Origin of the sequence: Streptomyces cynarae, from assembly GCF_025642135.1 — a bacterium.
Lineage (GTDB): Bacteria > Actinomycetota > Actinomycetes > Streptomycetales > Streptomycetaceae > Streptomyces > Streptomyces cynarae.
Map to the genome: position 1 here is coordinate 2130666 of NZ_CP106793.1, position 20080 is coordinate 2150745.

A 20080-nucleotide genomic window follows, 5' to 3' on the forward strand; every position below is an offset into this window, starting at 1 on the left:
AGTGTTCCCCGTCCGCTGGGCGGACCAGGCAGGCGGTGCGCACGGGGCGCCGGATACGGTGGAAGCACCATGAGCGCTGTGCAGACCTCCGACGCCCCCACTCTCCTTGTCAAGATCTTCGGCAAGGACCGGCCCGGCCTGACCGCGGGCCTGTTCGACACCCTGGCCGCCTTCCACGTCGACGTGGTCGACATCGAGCAGGTCGTCACCCGGGGCCGGATGGTGCTCTGCGCCCTGGTGACCGTGCCCCCGTCCGGGCTAGAGGGCGATCTGCGGTCCACCGTCCACACCTGGGCGGAGTCGATGAAGATGCAGGCGGAGATCATCTCCGGCATCGGCGACAACCGTCCGCGCGGCCTCGGCCGCTCCCTCGTCACCGTTCTCGGCCATCCGCTCACCGCCCACGCCACGGCCGCGATCGCCGCCCGCATCGCGGCCGCCGGCGGCAACATCGACCGTATCTTCCGGCTCGCCAAGTACCCGGTGACCGCGGTCGAGTTCGCCGTGTCCGGCGTGGAGACCGAGCCGCTGCGCACCGCCCTGGTGACCGATGCCGCGGCACTCGGTGTCGACGTCGCCGTCGTCGCGGCCGGGCTGCACCGGCGCGCCCAGCGACTGGTCGTGATGGACGTGGACTCCACGCTCATCCAGGACGAGGTCATCGAACTGTTCGCCGCGCACGCCGGCTGCGAGGCGGAGGTCGCCGAGGTGACGGCGGCCGCCATGCGAGGCGAGCTGGACTTCGAGCAGTCGCTGCACGCGCGCGTGGCGCTGCTGAAGGGGCTCGACGCGTCGGTGGTGGACAAGGTGCGCGCGGAGGTGCGGCTCACTCCGGGCGCGCGCACCCTGATCCGTACGCTGAAACGACTCGGCTTCCAAGTGGGCGTCGTCTCGGGCGGCTTCACCCAGGTCACGGACGACCTCAAGGAGCGGCTCGGGCTCGATTTCGCGCAGGCCAACACCCTGGAGATCGTCGACGGGAAGCTGACCGGCAAGGTCGTCGGGGAGATCGTGGACCGCGCGGGCAAGGCGCGGCTGCTGCGCCGGTTCGCCGCCGAGGCGGGGGTGCCGCTGGCGCAGACCGTGGCGATCGGTGACGGGGCCAACGATCTCGACATGCTGAACGCGGCGGGTCTGGGCGTCGCCTTCAACGCCAAGCCCGTCGTCCGCGAGGCCGCGCACACCGCTGTGAACTTCCCCTTCCTGGACACCGTCCTGTACCTGCTCGGTGTCACCCGCGAAGAGGTCGAGGCGGCGGACGCGCACGACGACGGTCTCTGACGGCCTCCGATCGCGACCGGGGCCCGGCACCGTGCGGTGCCGGGCCCCGTCGCGATGCCGCGGGGTTCGGAGCTCTTCGGAGCTCTTACTCGCTGGGCGCCCAGTAGTCGAGCAGGGCGGCCGTGCCCGGTTCCAGCGCCTTCCAGGAGCCGTCGAAGGACAGCACGGCGAAGGCGGCGGCCGGGAAGCCGCGTCGGCTCATCCGCTCGCGGGCATCGCCCTCGGTCGCACCGGACAGGACGTCGGCGAGGCCCTGGATGCCGGGGTTGTGACCGATCAGGACCACGTTCCGCACGTCGTCGGCGGTTTCGTTGAGCACGGCGATCAGTTCGCCGGGCGAGGCCTCGTAGAGCCGCTCCTCATAGACGGTTTTCGGCCGATACGGCAGCTCCTGGACGGCGAGCTTCCAGGTCTCGCGGGTGCGGACGGCGGTGGAGCACAGGGCCAGGTCGAAGGGGATGCCGGTCTCGGCCAGCTTGAGTCCGGCGGCGGCCGCGTCCTGGCGGCCCCGGTCGGCGAGCGGACGCTCGTGGTCGGGAACCTGCGGCCAGTCGGCCTTCGCATGCCGGAACAGAACAATCCTGCGGGGATCTGCGGAGCTCATGAGTCCCAGCTTCGCACGAAACAGGCCAACGGGCGCAGGGAGTTGGCAGCGCCGCGATCTGCCTGCTCACCGGCCTCCTCACCACCGGGTCCGCGGGAAGCCCACCGCGTGCACCGGGCGGTGTCACGACTCGATCAGGCCGGGTCACTGCGCGTGGTGGGTCACCGCGTGCTGGACGCGCTCGAGGAGGTGGCTGAGGGCGGGGTCGCCGCCGGCGCTCGCGTCCGCCGGGTTGAGTACCAGCGCCAGCAGGGCGATGAAGGCGAGCGTGGGCAGGGCGAGGGCCCACCACGGAAGCCGGATGTCGACGCCGCCCGTGGTCGCCGGGCGGGGCCGGGTGTGCGTACGGGCCGACATGGCTGCCTCCGTGGGTCCTCGAGTGGTCCATGGGCCGCACTCGCGACCACATCTCGAAGGTACGGACGCGGCGGCCCTCAACCCATCCGGTGATCCACCCACTTGACCCTGACACTGGCCCCCTAGGGGATGGTGGGGCCAGCACCACCATGGGCCGTCACCGGTGCGGGAACGGTGAGGCGATCGTCACGGTGAGGCGATCGTGGCGATGACGGCGATGATCGCGAAGATGGCGAAGAACGCGCCGAAGACGAGCAGCATCTTCTTCTGGCCGTTCCGGGGATTCGGTTCGAGCACGGGCATACGCCCAGTTTCGCACCCCTCCCCCGCCCGGGCCGCGGCGGGGCGGCCGTCGCTCAGAGCGTCGCCTCGTCCTCCACGATCCGGTCGCGTCCTGCCAGGACGCCCACCGCGATCTGCGGGAGCATGAGCCCGGCCATGAGCGCGAGCGGCCGGCCCCAGCCGCCGCTGTGCTGGTAGAGGACGCCGACCAGCAGCGGCCCCGGGATCGACAGGAGATACCCGGTGCTCTGCGCGAACGCCGACAGCTTGGCCACGCCCGCGCCGGTGCGGGCCCGCATCCCCACCATGGTGAGCGCGAGGGGGAAGGAGCAGTTGGAGACGCCGAGCAGCACCGCCCACGCCCAGGCCCCGCCCGCCGGGGCCCAGTACAGGCCCGCGTATCCGGCCAGCCCGCAGACACCGAGCGCGATCACGATCGGGCCCTGGTGCGGCAGCCGGGCGGCCAGCCGCGGGATGACGAAAGCGAGGGGCACGCCCATGACCATGGTGACGGCCAACAGCACACCGGCTGTGCCGGCGGACACCCCGGCGTCGCGGAAGATCTGCGCCATCCAGCCCATCGTGATGTAGGCCGCCGTGGCCTGGAGCCCGAAGAAGACGGCCAGCGCCCAAGCGGTACGGCTACGGGTGATCCGCAGCCCGTCGGGCTCCACGCGCGCGGAGGCGGCGTCACTGTCCGCGGAGGCGGTGTCGCTGTCCGCGGAACCGGCACCGCGCGTGCGGACGAACGGAATCCACGGCAGGACGGCCGCCGCCGCCGGCGCCGCCCACACGGCAAGCCCGGACTGCCACCGTCCGCCCAGCGCGTCGGTCATGGGCACCGTGAGCGCTGCCGCGACGGAGGTGCCCAGGGCGAGCGCCATGGAGTACAGGCCCGTCATCGAGCCCACCCGGTCCGGGAACCAGCGCTTGACGATCACGGGCATCAGGACGTTGCTGACCGCGATGCCCATCAGGGCGAGCGCGCTCGCGGCCAGGAAGCCGGCGGTGTTCCCGGCGTACGGGCGGATCAGCAGGCCGGCGGTGATCGCGGCCATTCCGGCGCACACCACGGCGCCCGGCCCGAAGCGGCGGGCGAGTCGTGGCGCCATGACGCCGAAGGCGGCGAAGCAGAGCGGCGGCACGGAGGTGAGCAGGCCCGCGACGCTGCCGCTCATGCCGAGCCCGTCGCGCACCTCTTCCAGGAGGGCGCCGAGGCTGGTGATGGCGGGCCGCAGGTTGAGGGCGCTGAGGACGATGCCGACGACCAGCAGACGCGTCCGCCACGCGCGCGTGGCGGGGACCCCGGCATCGACCCGCCTCCCCCGAGAAACGCGTATCGGTGCGGACGTCGTCGTTCCGGTCTCTTCGGATGCCATGCACGCTATCATAGAATCATAGGATGATTATGGTTGCAGGGGCTGCGTTACGCTCCCGATCATCCGGTCTCGCTTCGGGCCCGCACGAAGGACGGTCATGCCGCTGAGCCACCCCCGCCGATCCGCGCTGTCCGAGCAGGTCATCGCCGAGCTGCGGAACCAGATCACCTCGGGTGAATGGCCGGTGGGCTCGCGCATCCCCACCGAGCCGGAACTGGTCGAGCAGCTGGGGGTCGCACGCAACACGGTCCGCGAGGCCGTCCGCGCGCTCGCGCACAACGGCCTGCTGGACATCCGCCAGGGCTCCGGCACCTACGTGGTGGCGACCAGCGAGCTGGCGGGCGTGATGCACCGCCGCTTCGCCGGCGCCGACCCGGACCACATCGCCGAGGTGCGTCGCACCCTGGAGTCGAGCGCCGCCCGGCTGGCGGCCGAGCGGCGCACCGAGCGGGACCTCAAGCAGTTGGACGCCCTCCTCGTGCGCCGTACGGAGGCGTGGGAGTCCGGGGACGCGGAGGCGTTCGTGACCGCCGACGCGACCTTCCACCTGGCCGTGGTGGCCGCGTCGCACAACGACGTGTTGACCGCCATGTACGCGGACCTGGGCGAGGTGCTGCGGGACTGGCTGCGCGGCGACGTCGGCGAGGACCTCACACCGGAGGCGTACATGGACCACACGGCGCTGGTGGACGCGATCCGCGCGGGCGACGCCGACACGGCGGGCACGGCGGCGGCGAGCTATCCCCGGATGTGCGGTCCGGGACGCCCGGAGTCCGTCGGCCGCTGAGGCCCACTCATCTCCGGTGGGTGACCCACGCCGAGCGCACCGCCTCCCAGCACCGCCCGGTCAGCCGTACGGTCATCGCGGGCCCCGCCTCGGCCGGGGCGGTGTCGGTGTCGATGTCCCACCACTGGGCGCACTCGATGTGCAGGCTCACGTGATCGGTGCCCGGATAGGGGTTGTGGCAGTACGCGACGACATGCGCGCCGGTGACAAGGACCCGGCACTCGGAGCCGAAGGGCGCCGGGTCGGCGGACTTTCCGGCGTCCTCGCGCGCGTGCGACGCGGTGTGCTTCCCGTGCGGCGGCATGGCGTCGTAGGGCAGGACCGTCACCAGGGCGAGCGAGAGGAAGGCCGGGGCGAAGCGGTGGGACAAGCGCACAAGGGAACCTCCTCGGCCGTGCGGCGTGCGGGGCGGTGCGTTGCTCCCAGCCTGGGTCCCGGACGGCCCGGCACGCCCGGTCAGGTACTCCGAACGGGCGACGCCCCGCTCCCCGCGCGCAGCGGGGAACGGGGCGTCGGCCTGGTACGACCGGGCGATGCGGGCGCGTAAGCGATTGCGCAATCGCTCACGCGGGCCGAGAGGACGCTTTCTCGTGCCCTACGGCGTACACGCGGGCCTGTTCAGGCGCCGATGGCGTGCAGTCCGCCGTCCACGTGGATGATCTCGCCGGTGGTCTTCGGGAACCAGTCGCTCAGCAGGGCGACGATGCCGCGGCCGGCCGGCTCGGGGTCCTTGAGGTCCCACTCCAGGGGCGAGCGGCTGTCCCACACGGAGGCCAGCTCACCGAAGCCCGGGATGGACTTGGCGGCCATGGAGCCGAGCGGGCCCGCGGAGATGAGGTTGCAGCGGATGTTCTGCTTGCCCAGGTCGCGCGCCATGTAGCGGTTGGTGGCCTCCAGGGCCGCCTTGGCCGGGCCCATCCAGTCGTACTGCGGCCAGGCGTACTGGGCGTCGAAGGTGAGGCCGACGACCGAGCCGCCGTTCTGCATCAGCGGCAGGCAGGCCATGGTGAGCGACTTCAGGGAGAACGCCGAGACGTGCATGGCGGTGGCCACCGACTCGAACGGCGTGTTGAGGAAGTTGCCGCCGAGCGCGTCCTGGGGCGCGAAGCCGATGGAGTGCACGACGCCGTCGAGGCCGCCGAGCTCCTCGCCGACGATGTCGGCGAGGCGGCCGAGGTGCTCGTCATTGGTCACGTCGAGCTCGACGACCTTGGTGGGCTTCGGGAGCTTCTTGGCGACGCGCTCGGTCAGCGTGGGCCGCGGGAACGCGGTCAGGATGATCTCGGCGCCCTGCTCCTGGGCGAGCTTGGCGGTGTGGAAGGCGATGGAGGCCTCCGTCAGCACACCGGTGATCAGGACGCGCTTGCCCTCGAGAATTCCGCTCATGGTGATCAGTGACCCATTCCCAGTCCGCCGTCAACGGGGATGACGGCTCCAGTGATGTACGAGGCGTCGTCGGAGGCGAGGAACCGCACCGTCGCGGCGATCTCCTCGGGCTGCGCGTACCGGCCGAGCGGCACCTGCGACACGATGTTCTGGCGCTGCTCGTCGGTGAGCACCTTGGTCATGTCGGTGTCGACGAAGCCGGGCGCGACGACGTTGAAGGTGATGTTGCGCGAGCCGAGTTCACGGGCGAGGGAGCGCGCGAAGCCGACCAGGGCGGCCTTCGAGGCGGCGTAGTTGGCCTGCCCCGCCGAGCCGAGCAGTCCGACGACCGAGGAGATCAGCACCACGCGGCCCTTCTTGGCGCGCAGCATGCCGCGGTTGGCGCGCTTGACGACGCGGAAGGTGCCGGTGAGGTTGGTGTCGATGACCGAGGTGAAGTCCTCCTCGGACATGCGCATCAGGAGCTGGTCCTTGGTGACGCCGGCGTTGGCGACGAGGATCTCGACCGGGCCGTGCTGGGCCTCGATCTCCTTGTAGGCCTGCTCCACCTGCTCGGTGTCGGTGATGTCGCACTTGACCGCGAGGCAGCCCAATTCCTTCAGGGCGGCCGGCGGCTCACCCGAGCGGTACGTGATCGCGACCTTGTCGCCGGCGTCGGCGAACGCTCGGGCGATGGCGAGGCCGATGCCCCGGTTGCCTCCAGTGACGAGAACCGAGCGGCTCAACGGATCACCCTTTCGTTAGCGGTCTGGAACCCCTGCAGGACAGGCGCCTACGTCGAAAACCTATCGGTCCGCCCGGCCGCGCGGACAATCGGGCACCGACAGTGGCGTAGGGGACTCACTGTCGGGTCCCTACAGAAGCGTCCGCCGTGGGAACGGTCGCGGGCGGGTGGGTCCGGCCACCGGAGGCAAAGGTGTGGTCCCCGCCCCCGCCCGCGCGACATGATCGGACCGACAGGCCACGACAGCAGGGAGACCTCCGTGCCTCATTCCATCGACGAAGCCTTCACGGCACTGCCGCTGCGGGCCCTGGCCGACGCCGCGCTGGCACGCGCGCGGTCGCTCGGGGCCGAGCACGCCGACTTCCGGCTCGAGCGGGTGCGCAGTGCCGCCTGGCGGCTCAGGGACGGCAAGCCCGCCGGGTCCTCGGACACCACCGACCTGGGGTACGCGGTGCGGGTCGTGCACGGCGGGACCTGGGGCTTCGCCTCGGGTGTCGATCTGACCCAGGACGCCGCCGCCAAGGTCGCGTCGCAGGCGGTGGCGATGGCCAAGCTGTCGGCGCAGGTGATCAAGGCGGCGGGGTCGGACGAGCAGGTGGAACTCGCGGACGAGCCGGTGCACTCCGAGAAGACGTGGGTCTCGTCGTACGAGATCGATCCCTTCACGGTGCCCGACGAGCAGAAGACGGGTCTGCTCGCCGAGTGGAGCGGGCGGCTGCTCGCGGCCGACGGCGTCAACCACGTGGACGCCTCCCTGCTCACCGTGCACGAGAACAAGTTCTATGCCGACACCGCCGGGACCGTGACGACCCAGCAGCGGGTGCGGCTGCATCCGCAGCTGACGGCCGTGTCGGTGGACGAGTCCACCGGTGAGTTCGACTCCATGCGCACCCTCGCGCCGCCGGTCGGGCGCGGGTGGGAGTACCTGACGGGCACCGGCTGGGACTGGGACGCGGAGCTGGAACAGATCCCGGGGCTGCTCGCCGAGAAGATGCGCGCGCCGAGCGTCGAGGCCGGGGTGTACGACCTGGTCGTCGACCCGTCCAACCTGTGGCTGACCATCCACGAGTCCATCGGGCACGCCACCGAACTGGACCGGGCCCTCGGCTACGAGGCCGCGTACGCCGGCACCTCCTTCGCCACCTTCGACCAGCTCGGCAAGCTCAGGTACGGCTCCGAGCTGATGAACGTCACCGGCGACCGCACCGCCGAGCACGGGCTCGCGACGATCGGGTACGACGACGAGGGCGTGGCGGCCCAGTCCTGGGACCTGGTCAAGGACGGGACGCTGGTCGGCTACCAGCTGGACCGGCGCATCGCGAGGCTCACCGGCTTCGAGCGGTCCAACGGGTGCGCGTACGCCGACTCCCCCGCGCACGTGCCGGTGCAGCGCATGGCCAACGTGTCGCTGCAGCCGGACCCGGCCGGGCTGTCGACGGAGGATCTCATCGGGGGTGTGGACCGGGGCATCTACGTCGTCGGGGACCGCTCCTGGTCCATCGACATGCAGCGCTACAACTTCCAGTTCACCGGGCAGCGGTTCTTCAGGATCGAGAACGGGCGGATCACCGGTCAGCTGCGGGATGTCGCCTACCAGGCCACGACGACGGACTTCTGGGGCTCCATGGCGGCCGTCGGCGGCCCCCAGACGTACGTACTCGGCGGCGCCTTCAACTGCGGCAAGGCCCAGCCCGGCCAGGTCGCGTCCGTCTCGCACGGCTGCCCGTCCGCTCTCTTCAGGGGCGTCAACATCCTTAACACCACGCAGGAGGCCGGTCGATGAGCGCCCGTACGAACAAGCCGCACGAGATCGTCGAGCGTGCTCTCGAGCTGTCCCGCGCGGACGGGTGCGTCGTCATCGCCGACGAGCACTCCACCGCCAATCTGCGGTGGGCGGGCAACGCGCTCACCACCAACGGTGTCACGCGCGGGCGCACCCTCACCGTCGTCGCGACCGTCGACGGCAAGGAGGGCACGGCCTCCGGGGTCGTCTCCCGCTCCGCGGTCACCGCGGACGAGCTGGAGCCGCTGGTCCGGGCCGCGGAGGCCGCCGCGCGCGCGCGCCGGGCCGCCGAGGACGCACAGCCGCTGGTCACGGGCGTCGCCGAGTCGCCGGACTTCACGGACGCGCCCGCCGAGACCTCCTCCGCCGTCTTCACGGACTTCGCGCCGGCGCTCGGCGAGTCGTTCGCCCGAGCCCGTGCGGGCGGGCGCGAGCTGTACGGCTTCGCCAACCACGAGCTCGTGTCGACGTACCTGGGCACGTCCACCGGGCTGCGCCTGCGCCACGACCAGCCCAACGGCACGCTGGAGCTGAACGCGAAGTCCCCGGACCGCACCCGTTCGGCATGGGCGGGGCGTTCGACCCGCGACTTCAAGGACGTCGACCCGGCCGCGCTGGACGCGGAGCTGGCCCAGCGGCTGGCGTGGGCGGAGCGCAGGATCGAGCTGCCCGCGGGCCGCTACGAGACGCTGCTGCCCCCGACGGCGGTCGCGGACCTGCTGATCTACCAGCTGTGGTCGGCGTCGGCCCGGGACGCGGCCGAGGGCCGGACGGTCTTCAGCAAGCCCGGCGGCGGCACCCGTGTCGGCGAGAAGCTCTCCGAGCTGCCGCTGACCCTGCGCAGCGATCCGAACGAGCCCGGGCTGGAGACACCGCCCTTCGTGGTCGCGCACGCCTCAGGCGACGACATGTCGGTGTTCGACAACGGGCTGCCGGTGCAGTCCACCGAGTGGATCGGCGACGGCGAGCTGAAGCACTTGACGACCACCCGGCACACGGCGGCCCTGACCGGTCTGCCGCTCGCGCCCGCGATCGGGAACCTGATCCTGGACGGGGGCTCCGAACGCTCCTTGGAGGAGATGGTCTCCGACACCGAGCGCGGGCTGCTGCTGACCTGCCTGTGGTACATCCGTGAGGTCGATCCGGCGACCCTGCTGCTCACCGGCCTGACCCGGGACGGTGTCTACCTGGTCGAGAACGGCGAGGTCGTCGGCGAGGTCAACAACTTCCGGTTCAACGAGTCCCCGGTCGGCCTGCTGGGCCGGGCCACCGAGGCCGGCCGCACGGAGAAGACTCTGCCGCGCGAGTGGAGCGACTGGTTCACCCGGGCCGCGATGCCGCCGCTTCGGGTGCCGGACTTCAACATGAGCTCGGTCAGCCAGGGCGTGTGACCGCCTGCGGCACGCAGGGCAGCAGGAAGGGGCGGTCCCGTGGTGGGCCCGTCCCTTCGCCGTACGTCAGGCCCGCTGTCTGCTGCCCCTGCGCGTCATGTACGCCATCTCGCCGATGAACACGAGGAGGACCGCCGCAGCGAGCTGGAGGCCGTGGCGGCCCCAGTCGATGCCCGGGGTTGCGGCGATGCCGATGGCGCGGGCGACGGCGTTCCCGACGAGGCCGCCGATCGTGCCCAGGATGGTGGTCAGCCACAGGGGACTGTGCTGCCTGCCCGGCAGGATGAGCTTGGCCAGCAGCCCCAGCACGAATCCGACGATGATCGCCCACAACCAGCCCATGGCTGCCTCCTCGACTCCTCGCACTGTTGTACGGCTCGACGTGGGACGTGAGCAGTACGCCCAGTCTCGGACCGCCCGCCGTACGGCGCACGCCGGGATCACCCGTACGCGGGGTGCGCTGCGCGTTCACGCAGGCAGGAGGCGCCCCGGTCTCGATGGCGGCCGGGGCGCGGCGTAACGTGGTGAGTGTTCGGGCTCGGGTCCTGACCGGCTACGGGGCAGGTACGGGCCGGGGAGAGTCCGGGACAGGCGGGTGGTGCAGTGTGATGCGGAAGCGGAGCGGCGGTGGCAGCAACGCCCAGGTGTTCCGGATCACGGGCGCCCGGCAGGGGCTCGAGGCGGACGTGCGCGGCCGGCAGCGCCGTTATGTCGTGTCGATGAGCATCCGCACGGTGTCGGTGATCCTCGCGGCCACCCTGTGGAACGTGGAGCGGCCCGTCGCGATCATCGCGTTGGTTCTCGGCGCCGCGCTGCCCTACATCGCCGTGGTCATCGCGAACGCCGGGCGTGAGAACGCGCCGTCACTGCCGTCGTCGTTCATCAACGTCCCGGTGCGTCCGATGATCGCGCCGCCGGCGGCGGACGCCTCGAAGGAATCCGGCCGGGACGACGCCACGGCGGAGCCCGCGGCGGAAGTCCCGAGCGAACCACGCGAGCGAACCTGACGACGACGGATGCCGGGCAAGCGGAATCGCACCCTGCACCAAGCTCAGGAAAAGCTCAGATCAATCATGTTGTTCCGGTGCCGGGTACTGGGTTACCCATGACATACTTCGTACGCGCTCCGCATCCCCCGTCGGAGCGACAGACCGACGCCGGGCAGCTCCCCCCGTGGCTGCTCGGCGTCGCCTTGTTTGCCGTGGCTGTGAGACGAAGCTGTGACTGACGAAACCCCGATCTGCTCCGCCAAGGGCTGCCGTGCCGACGCCGTGTGGGTGCTGGCGTGGAACAACCCGAAGATCCACACGCCGGATCGCCGCAAGACGTGGCTGGCGTGCGAGGAGCACCGGGAGCATCTGTCGCAGTTCCTCGGTGTGCGGGGGTTCCTGAAGGACGTCGTCAAGCTGGAGGACTGGGAAGCGCCCGAAGGCGCCTGACACCCCAGCCGGCCCTAGGGGCCTCTCGCTTGATCATGCCGGGCTCGCGGGGCCCCGCTCCCTGATCCGGCCTTGATCCGGCCTGATCCAAACGAAAGACCCTAGCCCCCGATCGCCGACATCGGCCGGTCCGGCTGGACGAAGGACGGGTCGTCCAGGCCGGCGCCCGCCTTCTTGCCCCACATCGCGAGCCGCCAGATGCGGGCGATCTCCTCGTCCGGAGCGCCGGAACGGAGTGCGCCGCGCAGGTCGGTCTCCTCGGTGGCGAACAGGCAGGTGCGTATCTGGCCGTCGGCCGTCAGGCGGGTGCGGTCGCAGGCCGCGCAGAACGGGCGGGTGACGGAGGCGATGACGCCGACGCGGTGCGGACCGCCGTCGACCAGCCAGCGTTCGGCCGGGGCCGAGCCGCGCTCCTCGGTGCTCTCCGGGGTCAGCTCGAAGCGGGTGCGCAGCGAGGCGAGGATGTCCCCGGCGGTGACCATGCCCTCGCGCTTCCAGCCGTGCTGGGCGTCCAGGGGCATCTGCTCGATGAAGCGCAGCTCGTAGTCGTGCTCCACCGCCCAGGCGAGCAGGTCCGGGGCCTCGTCGGCGTTCAGGCCCGGCATGAGGACCGCGTTGACCTTGACCGGGGTCAGGCCGGCCTCCCGGGCGGCCGTCAGGCCGTGGAGGACGTCCTTGTGGCGGTCCCGGCGGGTGAGGGTCTTGAAGACGTCCGGGCGCAGGGTGTCCAGCGAGACGTTCACCCGGTCCAGGCCCGCCGCCTTCAGGGCCGCCGCCGTGCGTCCGAGGCCGATGCCGTTCGTGGTGAGGGACATCTGGGGCCGGGGCCGAAGGGCCGCGACCCGCTCCACGATGCCGACAAGACCGGGGCGCAGCAGCGGCTCGCCGCCGGTGAAGCGGACCTCCTCGATGCCCAGTGAGGTGACCGCGATGTCGATCAGCCGGACGATCTCGTCGTCCGTGAGCAGATCGGGCTTGGACAGCCACTGCAGGCCCTCCTCGGGCATGCAGTACGTGCAGCGCAGATTGCACCGGTCGGTCAGCGAGACCCTGAGGTCGGTGGCCATCCGGCCGTAGGTGTCGATGAGCACGTGGGCCCCCTCCCTCGTCGCGGATCACACATTGTCCGTCACCCGCACCATCACCTGCGAGCCTACGTGACGCCACCGACAACGACAGCGGCCCGTTCCCACGAGGGACGACGCGGCCGCGTCGTAGGACCCTACGATCCTGACGACGCGGCCGTCGGCGAGTAGCGGATCTCAGTGCGCCCCGGCACCGGTCAGCGACCGCACCTCCAGTTCGGCGTACTTGCCGGCGTCGGGCTCCTCCTTCGACAGGAGGGTGCCCAGCCAGCCCAGCAGGAAGCCGACCGGGATGGAGATGATGCCCGGGTTCTCCAGCGGGAACCAGTGGAAGTCGGCGTCCGGGAACATCGACGTCGGCTTCCCCGAGACCACCGGCGAGAACAGCACCAGGACGACGGCGGTGACCAGACCGCCGTAGATCGACCACAGGGCGCCGGAGGTGGTGAACCGCTTCCAGAACAGGCTGTACAGGATCGTCGGCAGGTTGGCGGAGGCGGCGACCGCGAAGGCCAGGGCGACCAGGCCGGCGACGTTCAGGTCACGGGCCAGGGCGCCGAGGACGATGGACACGGCACCGATGCCGACCGTCGCCCAGCGGGCCGCACTCACCTCCTGCTTCTCGGTGGCGGTGCCCTTCTTGATGACGTTGGCGTAGATGTCGTGCGCGAACGACGAGGAGGAGGCCAGGGTCAGTCCGGCCACGACCGCGAGGATGGTGGCGAAGGCGACCGCGGAGATGGTGGCCAGCAGGATCGCGCCCCAGCTGGAGTCCACCCCGCCCAGGTGCAGGGCGAGCAGCGGTGCGGCGGTGTTGCCCGCCTTGTTGGAGGCGATGATCTCGTCCGGTTTGATCAGGGCGGCGGCACCGAAGCCGAGGGCGAGCGTCATCAGATAGAAGGCGCCGATGAGGCCGATCGCCCAGTTCACGGACTTCCGGGCGGCCTTGGCGGTGGGCACGGTGTAGAAGCGGATCAGGATGTGCGGCAGTCCGGCGGTGCCGAGGACCAGAGCGATGCCGAGCGAGATGAAGTCCAGCTTGGTGGTGCCGGTGGCGCCGTACTTCAGGCCGGGCTCCAGGAAGGCGGAGCCCTTGCCGCTGTTGTCGGCGGCCTTGCCGAGCAGGTCGGAGATGTTGAAGTGGAACTTCAGCAGCACCAGGAAGGTCAGCAGCAGAGCACCCGCGATCAGCAGCACGGCCTTGACCATCTGCACCCAGGTGGTGCCCTTCATGCCGCCGATGGTGACGTACACGATCATCAGCAGGCCGACCAGGGCGACGATGCCGATCTTGCCGCCGTCGCTGGTGATGCCGAGCAGCAGTGAGACGAGGACGCCCGCGCCCGCCATCTGTGCCAGCAGGTAGAAGATCGACACGACGATCGTGGAGGTGCCCGCGGCGGTGCGGACCGGGCGCTGGCGCATGCGGTAGGCCAGGACGTCGCCCATGGTGTAGCGGCCGGAGTTGCGCAGCGGTTCGGCGACCAGGAGCAGGGCGACCAGCCAGGCGACCAGGAACCCGATGGAGTACAGGAAGCCGTCGTAGCCGAAGAGGGCGATGGCGCCCGCGATGCCGAGGAAGGACGCCGCGGACATGTAGTCGCCGGACACGGCGAGGCCGTTCTGGAAGGCGGTGAACTGCCGTCCGCCCGCGTAGAAGTCGGCGGCGTCCCTGGTCTGACGGCCCGCCCAGACGGTGATGACGAGGGTCGCGGCGACGAACACCGCGAACAGGGTGATGATCAGCGGCCGGTGCTCGCTCGCCTCACCGGCGGCCAGGACGAGTGCGGGGCTCATGCGCGGCCCTCCATCCGGGACTTGATGGCCTCGGCCTTGGGGTCGAGCTTGGCGGCGGCGTGCCGCGCGTACCACCAGGCGATCAGGAACGTGGTGAGGAACTGGGCGAGGCCGAGCACCAGGGCGACGTTGACGTTGCCGAAGAGCTTGGTGCCCATGAAATCGCCTGCGTAGTTCGACAGCAGGACGTATGCCAGGTACCAGGCGATGAACGCCACGGTCAGCGGGAAGGCGAACGAGCGGTGGGAGCGGCGCAGTTCGGCGAATTCGGCGCTCTGCTGCACCGCGCCGAACTCCTCGGCGGACGGCAGGACGTGTTCGGTCCTCGAGGGGGGAGGTGCGTCGGTGGCCACGGTGTCTCCTCGCGTTGCGGGTGGGGTGACGGCGATCACGTAACCGATTGCGACCGTAGCGCTCCGGAATGTGATCCGACAGGGGCCCTCGGCCGTGTGCGGGCTCCCTGCCCTGGGTCACGGCGCAGCGCGGGGGCCGGTTCAACTCGCTTTTTTTCTTTCGCTTGAACTTGTTGCTGGCCGGCCGGGGCGACGGATAGCTTCACCCTGCACCACTCGTCATGTACCTGCCGGTCACGTCATCCGTGTCCGGCAGGTTCACGTTTTCCGGATGATGTGGAGACCCCATGGTTCATCGCCGTTCGAGACGCCGCCTCGCCCTCGCCGTACCGGTCGTGCTGTCGCTCACCGCCTCGCTGGGCTTCCTGCCGGGTGCCGCATCGGCCGCCCCGCGCACCGCCACCGGCGCGCAGGCCGCCGAGGGGCAGGAACTCGCGTACGTCGTCAACACCCGGACGGACCGTCACACGCTGTCGACGGTGCGGCAGGCGATAGCCGCGGCCGGCGGCACGATCGTGGTGACGTACGACAAGATCGGCGTGATCGTCGCGCACTCCGCCAATCCGGACTTCGCCCGCACCCTCCGCGCCGTCCGCGGAGTGCAGTCCGCGGGCGCGACCCGGACCGCCCCGCTGACGGCCGCCGGCACGACGGACGAGGGCGCCGCGCAGTACCTGACGAAGGCGGAAGCGGCGAAGATCACGAAGTCCTCGGCGACCGCGGACGGCAGCGAGCCCCTCGAGGCCGACCAGTGGGACCTGCGCGCGATAGGCGCCGACAAGGCCGCGAAGATCAACCCGGGCAGCCGCAACGTCACGGTCGGCGTCATCGACACCGGTGTCGACGACACGCACCCGGACCTCGCGCCGAACTTCTCCGCGTCGCAGTCCGCGAACTGCGTCGGCGGCAAGGCGGACACCACGTACGGCGCATGGCGGCCGGCGAAGCCCGAGCACTACCACGGCACCCATGTCGCGGGCGAGATCGCGGCGGCCCGCAACGGCATCGGCGTCGCCGGTGTCGCCCCCAACGTCAAGGTCTCCGCCATCAAGGTGGCCGACCCGGTCAACGAGCTCTTCTACCCCGAGAGCGTCGTGTGCGCGTTCGTGTTCGCCGCCGACCACGGCGTCGAGATCACGAACAACAGCTACTACGTGGACCCGTGGCTGTACAACTGCATGGACGACCCGGACCAGCGGGCCATCGTCGACGCGGTCAACCGGGCCCAGCTGTACGCCCAGCGCAAGGGCACCCTCAACGTCGCCTCGGCGGGCAATTCCAACGACGACCTCGACTCCCACGCCCTGGTCGACGATTCCAGCCCCGACGACTCGACCGCGGTGACCCGCACGGTCGACCCGCACGAGTGCTTCGACGTGCCGACCCAGCTGCCGGGCGTCGTGACGGTCAGCGCCACGGGTGTCACCAACGCCAAGTCGTACTACTCCAGTTACGGCGACGGCGTGATCGACGTGGCGGGCCCCGGCGGAGACAAGTACCAGATCCCGGACACGCCGTCGAAGAACGGGCGCATCCTCTCCACGATGCCGAACGACCAGTACGGCTTCCTGCAGGGCACGTCGATGGCGTCGCCGCACGTCGCGGGCGTGGCCGCGCTGCTGAAGTCCGCGCACCCGTGGGCGACCCCGGCCCAGCTCCAGGCGCTCCTCAAGGCGCAGGCGGACAACCCGGGCTGCCCGACCAAGCCCTACGACGGCGACGGCGACGGGGTCGTCGACGCGACCTGCGTGGGCGGCAAGCGCGTGAACGGGTTCTACGGCTTCGGCGTCGTCAACGCCCTGCGCGCGGTGAAATGACGTGAAGGGGGCCGGGTCCTGCCCGGCCCCCTTCCCATGTTGATCCGGTACACCCTGCATAGTGCCCTCATGACCGATACGAACGTGGCGTGGGCGGCACTCGGCGGGGATCCCGCGCTGCTGCCGAGGATCTCGACCGTCGTACGGGAGGGCGCGCTGCCCTCGCGGCTTCCCGTACGGGAGGTGGCCCGGGCCTGCGTCGGGGTGTGCGCGCTGGCCGCCGCCGAGTGGGGCGCCCGGCGGGCCGGGCTGTCGGCCGTGCCCGAGGTGCGGGTCGACGACGGGGCCGTGGCCACCGCCTTCCACAGCGAGCGGCAGTTGCTGGTCGACGGCCGCGAACCGGTCAACTTCGCGCCGCTTTCGCGGTTCTGGCGCACGGCGGACGGCTGGGTGCGCACGCACGCGAACTATCCGCACCACCGCAAGCGGCTGCTGGGCGCCCTGGGGCTGGCCGCGGACACGTCCGTGGAGACCGTGGCCGCCGCGCTCGCCGAGCGGTCCTCCTTCGAGGTGGAGGAGAGTGTGTACGCGGCCGGTGGGCTCGCGGTCGCGCTGCGCACGCCCGGGGAGTGGGCGGCGCACGAACAGGGGCGTGCGATCGCCGCGCACCCGCTGGTGGGCCGTGAACGTCTCGACGAGGCGCCCGTACGCCCGGTCGTACCGCTCGGCGGCGAACCGCTACTGCCCGCCGCGGGCCTCCGCGTCCTGGACCTCACCCGGGTCATCGCGGGTCCGGTGGCCACCCGGACCCTGGCGCTGCTCGGCGCGGACGTCCTGCGGATCGACGCTCCGCACCTGCCCGAACTCCTCGACCAGCACGCCGACATGGACATCGGCAAGCGGTCCGCGGTGCTCGACCTGCGGGCGGCCGCGGACCGGCGGACCTTCGAGGAACTGCTGGCGGAGGCGGACGTGGTCGTCACGGGCTACCGGCCCGGCACGCTCGACCGGTTCGGGCTCTCCTTTGAGCAGCTGGCCGAGCGCCGGCCCGGCCTGGTCGTGGCGCAGTTGTCGGCGTGGGGCGCGTACGGGCCGTGGGGCGAACGGCGGGGCTTCGACAGCCTGGTCCAGGTCGCCACCGGTATAGCGGTGACCGAGGGTTCGGCCGAGCAGCCGGGCGCGCTGCCCGCGCAGGCCCTCGATCACGGCACGGGGTATCTGCTGGCCGGGGCGGTCCTGAGGTCCCTGACCGAGCAGACCGAGGAGGGCGGGACCCGGGCCGTACGGCTGGCGCTGGCGCGGACGGCGGCCTGGCTGACGGACGGCACCACCCGGGACACGGGGTCGGCGCAGGCGGCGTACGACGGCCCGGCCTCCTGGCTGGCGGAGACCGACAGCGCGCTGGGCCGGCTGCGCCACGCCCTGCCACCGGTCCGTTTCGCGGGCGGCCCGGTCGACTGGGCGCGCCCGCCCGGGCGGTGGGGAAAGGATCCCGCGCGGTGGGACGGGGCGCCGCTCGGGGGCTGAGGCATCGGGCGGTGGGGCAGGGCACGCCCTCGGGGACTGAGGCGTCGGGTGGCCGGAATCGTGTCCCTGGGCGGAATGCCGTTCCCTCAGTTGTATGGCTCCCATTGCCCGGTTCTGTGGCGACTGGCGAGGATCGTGACGTGAGCTCGACACGGCCCGGCGCCGAACCCGACGGGACGGACGCCGACACGACGTCCGCGCCCGTCGCGGTCGCCGCCCCTGTCGCGGTCGCCGCCCCCGTCGTCCGTCCCTCGGTTCGCCGGGCCGTCGCCGTGCTCGCCCTCGTGACGGCCGCCGCGCTGATACCGCTGCTCGGCCCCTCGGCCGCGCTGCACGGCACGGGTGAGGCGGCCGCGCCCGGCGTAGGCGGTATAGGACTGCTGCGTACGGCGCTGTTCGCGGCCCTGTGCGTGTCCGGCGGCGAGCTGTTCGTCACCCGTCTGGCCCGCCGGGTGCCGGGCGCGCCCTGGCCGAGTCGCCGCGCAGCTGGTCGCCGTGCGCGGCGGGCGCGGGTTTCGTCGCGGCGCTGGGGCTCGCCTCGTTCGTCGCCACCGGCAATCTGGTCCCCGACCGGCCGACCCAGATCGACGTCGGCGGGCTGTACCGCACCCGGGACGGCGTGCTGGCCCTGCTGGAGGCCGACGCGTTCCTCGTGGCCGGGCTGTGCGCCCTGTCGCGCCGGCCGTCCCTCCAGGTGTTCCCGCTGGCCGCGGTGGCCGTCGCCGAGGCACTGCGCGCCCACCCCACCACGGAGCACTCCCCGCTGACCGGCTCGGTTCTGACGCTCGTTCACCTCACCTGCGCGGCACTGTGGGCGGGCGGTCTGCTGCACACGCTGCGACTGCTGCGGCGCTGGCGTACGTCTCCCGGGGCCGGCATCGCGTTGCTCGGCCTCTACGCGCGCGTGGCGGCCGTCCTCCTGGCGGCGATCACCGCGACAGGGGTGTGGAGTTCGCTGCGCCGTATGCCACCGGACACGATCCTCGACCAGCTCACCACGACCGCCTACGGCCGGACCCTGCTCGCCAAGGCGCTGCTCGTGGCCGTCGTCGCCGTGCTCGCCCTGGTCGCGCGGCTGCGGCTGCGGCGCGCCGCCGACCCGCTCAGTGCCTGCGCCCCCGCCCGCGCGGAGGTGGTGGCGCTGGGCCTGGTCGTCGCGGTGTCGGGCCTGCTGACGGCGCTGCCGGTGCCGATCCGCTGGTCATGACCGGACGGCTGCGGCGAACGTGCCCCGCACCACCCGCGGTCACACACCCGCCGCCCCCAGCAAGGCCCCCGCCGCATAGGTGACCCCCATCGCCAGCGCCCCGCCCACCACGTTCCGCCCCACGGCGCGGGCCGGTTTCGCCGCGCCCAGGCGGGCGCTGGACCAGCCGGTGATGACGAGGGCCGCCAGGACGGACGCCACCGTGACCGGGAGGCGGACGCCGGCCGGTGGGAGCACGATCGCCAGCAGGGGGAGCAGGGCCCCCACCGTGAACGCCAGGAAGCTCGCCCACGCCGCGTGCCAGGGGTTCGTCAGCTCGTCGGGGTCGATGCCGAGTTCCACGCGCGCGTGGGCGCGCAGGGCGTCGCGTGCCGTCAACTGCACCGCTGCTTCGCGGGCCACGTCCGGGGACAGGCCGCGCTGCTCCAGTATCTCCGCCAGTTCCTCGAGCTCGGCCTCCGGCTGCTCCCTCAGTTCCCGCCTCTCCAGGGCCAGCGCCGCCTGCTCCGAGTCCCGTTGGGTCGACACGGACACGTACTCGCCCGCCGCCATCGACATGGAGCCGGCCAGCAGCCCGGCGAGGCCGGCCGTCAGCAGCGTGCCGCGGTCCGTCGTCGCCCCGGCGACGCCGACCACCAGGCCCGCCGTGGACACGATGCCGTCGTTGGCGCCGAGCACCGCCGCCCGCAGCCAGTTCAGCCGCGCGCCGAGGGCGCCGCCGTGTGCCTCGTCGTGCGTGGGTTCCATCACACGGGGAGGATGGCACCTCATGAGTCGGACGGCACCCGGGCGCGCCCGCCACCGGCTCCTGTGACGGGCCCTCAGCTACGATTCCGTCAACTGATGCCGAACCGCTTGAGGGTTGTGCGCCCGGCGCAGGAGGAACGCGGGTGGCGGGTGGGGGCGTGGGGCTGTCAGTCGTGGCCCGTATCCTCAGTGAC

The 20080-nt window shown here is 71.6% G+C and carries 20 protein-coding genes and 1 pseudogene; 9 read left to right on the plus strand and 12 right to left on the minus strand.

All coding sequences use genetic code 11. From position 1 onward, the window contains the following. Nucleotides 1-69 precede the first annotated feature (69 nt). Nucleotides 70-1281, plus strand: coding sequence for a phosphoserine phosphatase SerB (gene serB, locus N8I84_RS10045; RefSeq protein WP_263229196.1), 1212 nt, complete (start codon nt 70-72; stop codon nt 1279-1281). An 85-nt stretch (nt 1282-1366) separates the two neighbouring features. Here serB and N8I84_RS10050 read toward each other — a convergent pair whose 3' ends face one another. From N8I84_RS10050 to N8I84_RS10065, 4 genes are all read right to left on the minus strand, one after another. Next, the gene (locus tag N8I84_RS10050) at nt 1367-1885 is read right to left on the minus strand and encodes a SixA phosphatase family protein (RefSeq protein WP_263229197.1); all 519 of its coding nucleotides are present in this window, start codon (nt 1883-1885) and stop codon (nt 1367-1369) included. A 144-nt stretch (nt 1886-2029) separates the two neighbouring features. Next, complete coding sequence (locus N8I84_RS10055; protein WP_263229198.1) at nt 2030-2242, minus strand: hypothetical protein; 213 nt, start codon at nt 2240-2242, stop codon at nt 2030-2032. Between the two features lie 186 nt (nt 2243-2428). Continuing rightward, on the minus strand, nt 2429-2545 hold the full coding sequence (locus tag N8I84_RS10060) for an SGM_5486 family transporter-associated protein (RefSeq protein ID WP_263229199.1): 117 nt from the start codon (nt 2543-2545) through the stop codon (nt 2429-2431). A gap of 53 nt (nt 2546-2598) precedes the next feature. Beyond that, the gene (locus N8I84_RS10065; protein ID WP_263229200.1) at nt 2599-3915 is read right to left on the minus strand and encodes a CynX/NimT family MFS transporter; all 1317 of its coding nucleotides are present in this window, start codon (nt 3913-3915) and stop codon (nt 2599-2601) included. 85 nt (nt 3916-4000) lie between these two features. Here N8I84_RS10065 and N8I84_RS10070 point away from each other — a divergent pair, with 85 nt between their 5' ends. Further along, on the plus strand, nt 4001-4690 hold the full coding sequence (locus tag N8I84_RS10070; protein WP_263229201.1) for a FadR/GntR family transcriptional regulator: 690 nt from the start codon (nt 4001-4003) through the stop codon (nt 4688-4690). A gap of 7 nt (nt 4691-4697) precedes the next feature. Here the strand turns inward: N8I84_RS10070 and N8I84_RS10075 are convergent, their stop codons facing one another. From N8I84_RS10075 to fabG, 3 genes are all read right to left on the minus strand, one after another. Continuing rightward, the gene (locus tag N8I84_RS10075) at nt 4698-5066 is read right to left on the minus strand and encodes a hypothetical protein (RefSeq protein WP_263229202.1); all 369 of its coding nucleotides are present in this window, start codon (nt 5064-5066) and stop codon (nt 4698-4700) included. A gap of 242 nt (nt 5067-5308) precedes the next feature. Further along, nucleotides 5309-6076 (minus strand): enoyl-ACP reductase FabI, encoded by a 768-nt coding sequence (gene fabI, locus N8I84_RS10080; protein WP_200423160.1) that lies wholly within the window; start codon nt 6074-6076, stop codon nt 5309-5311. Nucleotides 6077-6081: 5 nt separating this feature from the next. Continuing rightward, nucleotides 6082-6801 (minus strand): 3-oxoacyl-[acyl-carrier-protein] reductase, encoded by a 720-nt coding sequence (gene fabG, locus N8I84_RS10085; protein WP_200423161.1) that lies wholly within the window; start codon nt 6799-6801, stop codon nt 6082-6084. Nucleotides 6802-7020: 219 nt separating this feature from the next. Here fabG and N8I84_RS10090 point away from each other — a divergent pair, with 219 nt between their 5' ends. Beyond that, a complete protein-coding gene (locus N8I84_RS10090; RefSeq protein WP_390898872.1) occupies nt 7021-8583 on the plus strand; it encodes a TldD/PmbA family protein in 1563 nt (520 codons plus the stop codon). After that, complete coding sequence (locus N8I84_RS10095; protein ID WP_263229204.1) at nt 8580-9974, plus strand: TldD/PmbA family protein; 1395 nt, start codon at nt 8580-8582, stop codon at nt 9972-9974. Before N8I84_RS10090 ends, N8I84_RS10095 begins: the two co-directional genes overlap by 4 nt. A 66-nt stretch (nt 9975-10040) precedes the next feature. Here N8I84_RS10095 and N8I84_RS10100 read toward each other — a convergent pair whose 3' ends face one another. Next, entirely contained in the window at nt 10041-10316 is a 276-nt protein-coding gene (locus N8I84_RS10100; RefSeq protein ID WP_263229205.1) for a GlsB/YeaQ/YmgE family stress response membrane protein, read from the minus strand. 266 nt (nt 10317-10582) lie between these two features. Between N8I84_RS10100 and N8I84_RS10105 the strand changes: the two genes are divergently transcribed. Then, nucleotides 10583-10981, plus strand: a complete 399-nt coding sequence (locus N8I84_RS10105) for a DUF3099 domain-containing protein (RefSeq protein ID WP_263229206.1) — start codon at nt 10583-10585, stop codon at nt 10979-10981. 213 nt (nt 10982-11194) lie between these two features. Then, nucleotides 11195-11413: a hypothetical protein gene (locus N8I84_RS10110; protein ID WP_263229207.1), complete on the plus strand. Its 219-nt coding sequence runs from the start codon at nt 11195-11197 to the stop codon at nt 11411-11413. 101 nt (nt 11414-11514) lie between these two features. Here the strand turns inward: N8I84_RS10110 and moaA are convergent, their stop codons facing one another. The 3 genes from moaA to N8I84_RS10125 all read right to left on the minus strand — a co-directional run bounded on the left by moaA (nt 11515) and on the right by N8I84_RS10125 (nt 14648). Then, the gene (gene moaA / locus N8I84_RS10115) at nt 11515-12504 is read right to left on the minus strand and encodes a GTP 3',8-cyclase MoaA (protein ID WP_263229208.1); all 990 of its coding nucleotides are present in this window, start codon (nt 12502-12504) and stop codon (nt 11515-11517) included. Between the two features lie 171 nt (nt 12505-12675). Beyond that, nucleotides 12676-14295, minus strand: coding sequence for a solute symporter family protein (locus N8I84_RS10120; RefSeq protein WP_263229209.1), 1620 nt, complete (start codon nt 14293-14295; stop codon nt 12676-12678). After that, entirely contained in the window at nt 14292-14648 is a 357-nt protein-coding gene (locus tag N8I84_RS10125; protein WP_200423169.1) for a DUF485 domain-containing protein, read from the minus strand. The genes N8I84_RS10120 and N8I84_RS10125 overlap by 4 nt, the downstream gene beginning before the upstream one ends. Before the next feature lie 287 nt (nt 14649-14935). On the opposite strand from N8I84_RS10125, the gene N8I84_RS10130 reads away from it, so the two are divergent. The 3 genes and pseudogenes from N8I84_RS10130 to N8I84_RS10140 all read left to right on the plus strand — a co-directional run bounded on the left by N8I84_RS10130 (nt 14936) and on the right by N8I84_RS10140 (nt 19139). Then, on the plus strand, nt 14936-16465 hold the full coding sequence (locus N8I84_RS10130; RefSeq protein ID WP_263229210.1) for a S8 family serine peptidase: 1530 nt from the start codon (nt 14936-14938) through the stop codon (nt 16463-16465). Nucleotides 16466-16534: 69 nt separating this feature from the next. Next, nucleotides 16535-17932 (plus strand): CoA transferase, encoded by a 1398-nt coding sequence (locus N8I84_RS10135; RefSeq protein WP_263229211.1) that lies wholly within the window; start codon nt 16535-16537, stop codon nt 17930-17932. Between the two features lie 140 nt (nt 17933-18072). After that, nucleotides 18073-19139, plus strand: a pseudogene (locus N8I84_RS10140) (CopD family protein). A 39-nt stretch (nt 19140-19178) separates the two neighbouring features. On the opposite strand, the gene N8I84_RS10145 reads toward N8I84_RS10140, so the two are convergent. Next, the gene (locus N8I84_RS10145) at nt 19179-19889 is read right to left on the minus strand and encodes a VIT1/CCC1 transporter family protein (RefSeq protein WP_263229212.1); all 711 of its coding nucleotides are present in this window, start codon (nt 19887-19889) and stop codon (nt 19179-19181) included. Nucleotides 19890-20080: the final 191 nt, after the last annotated feature.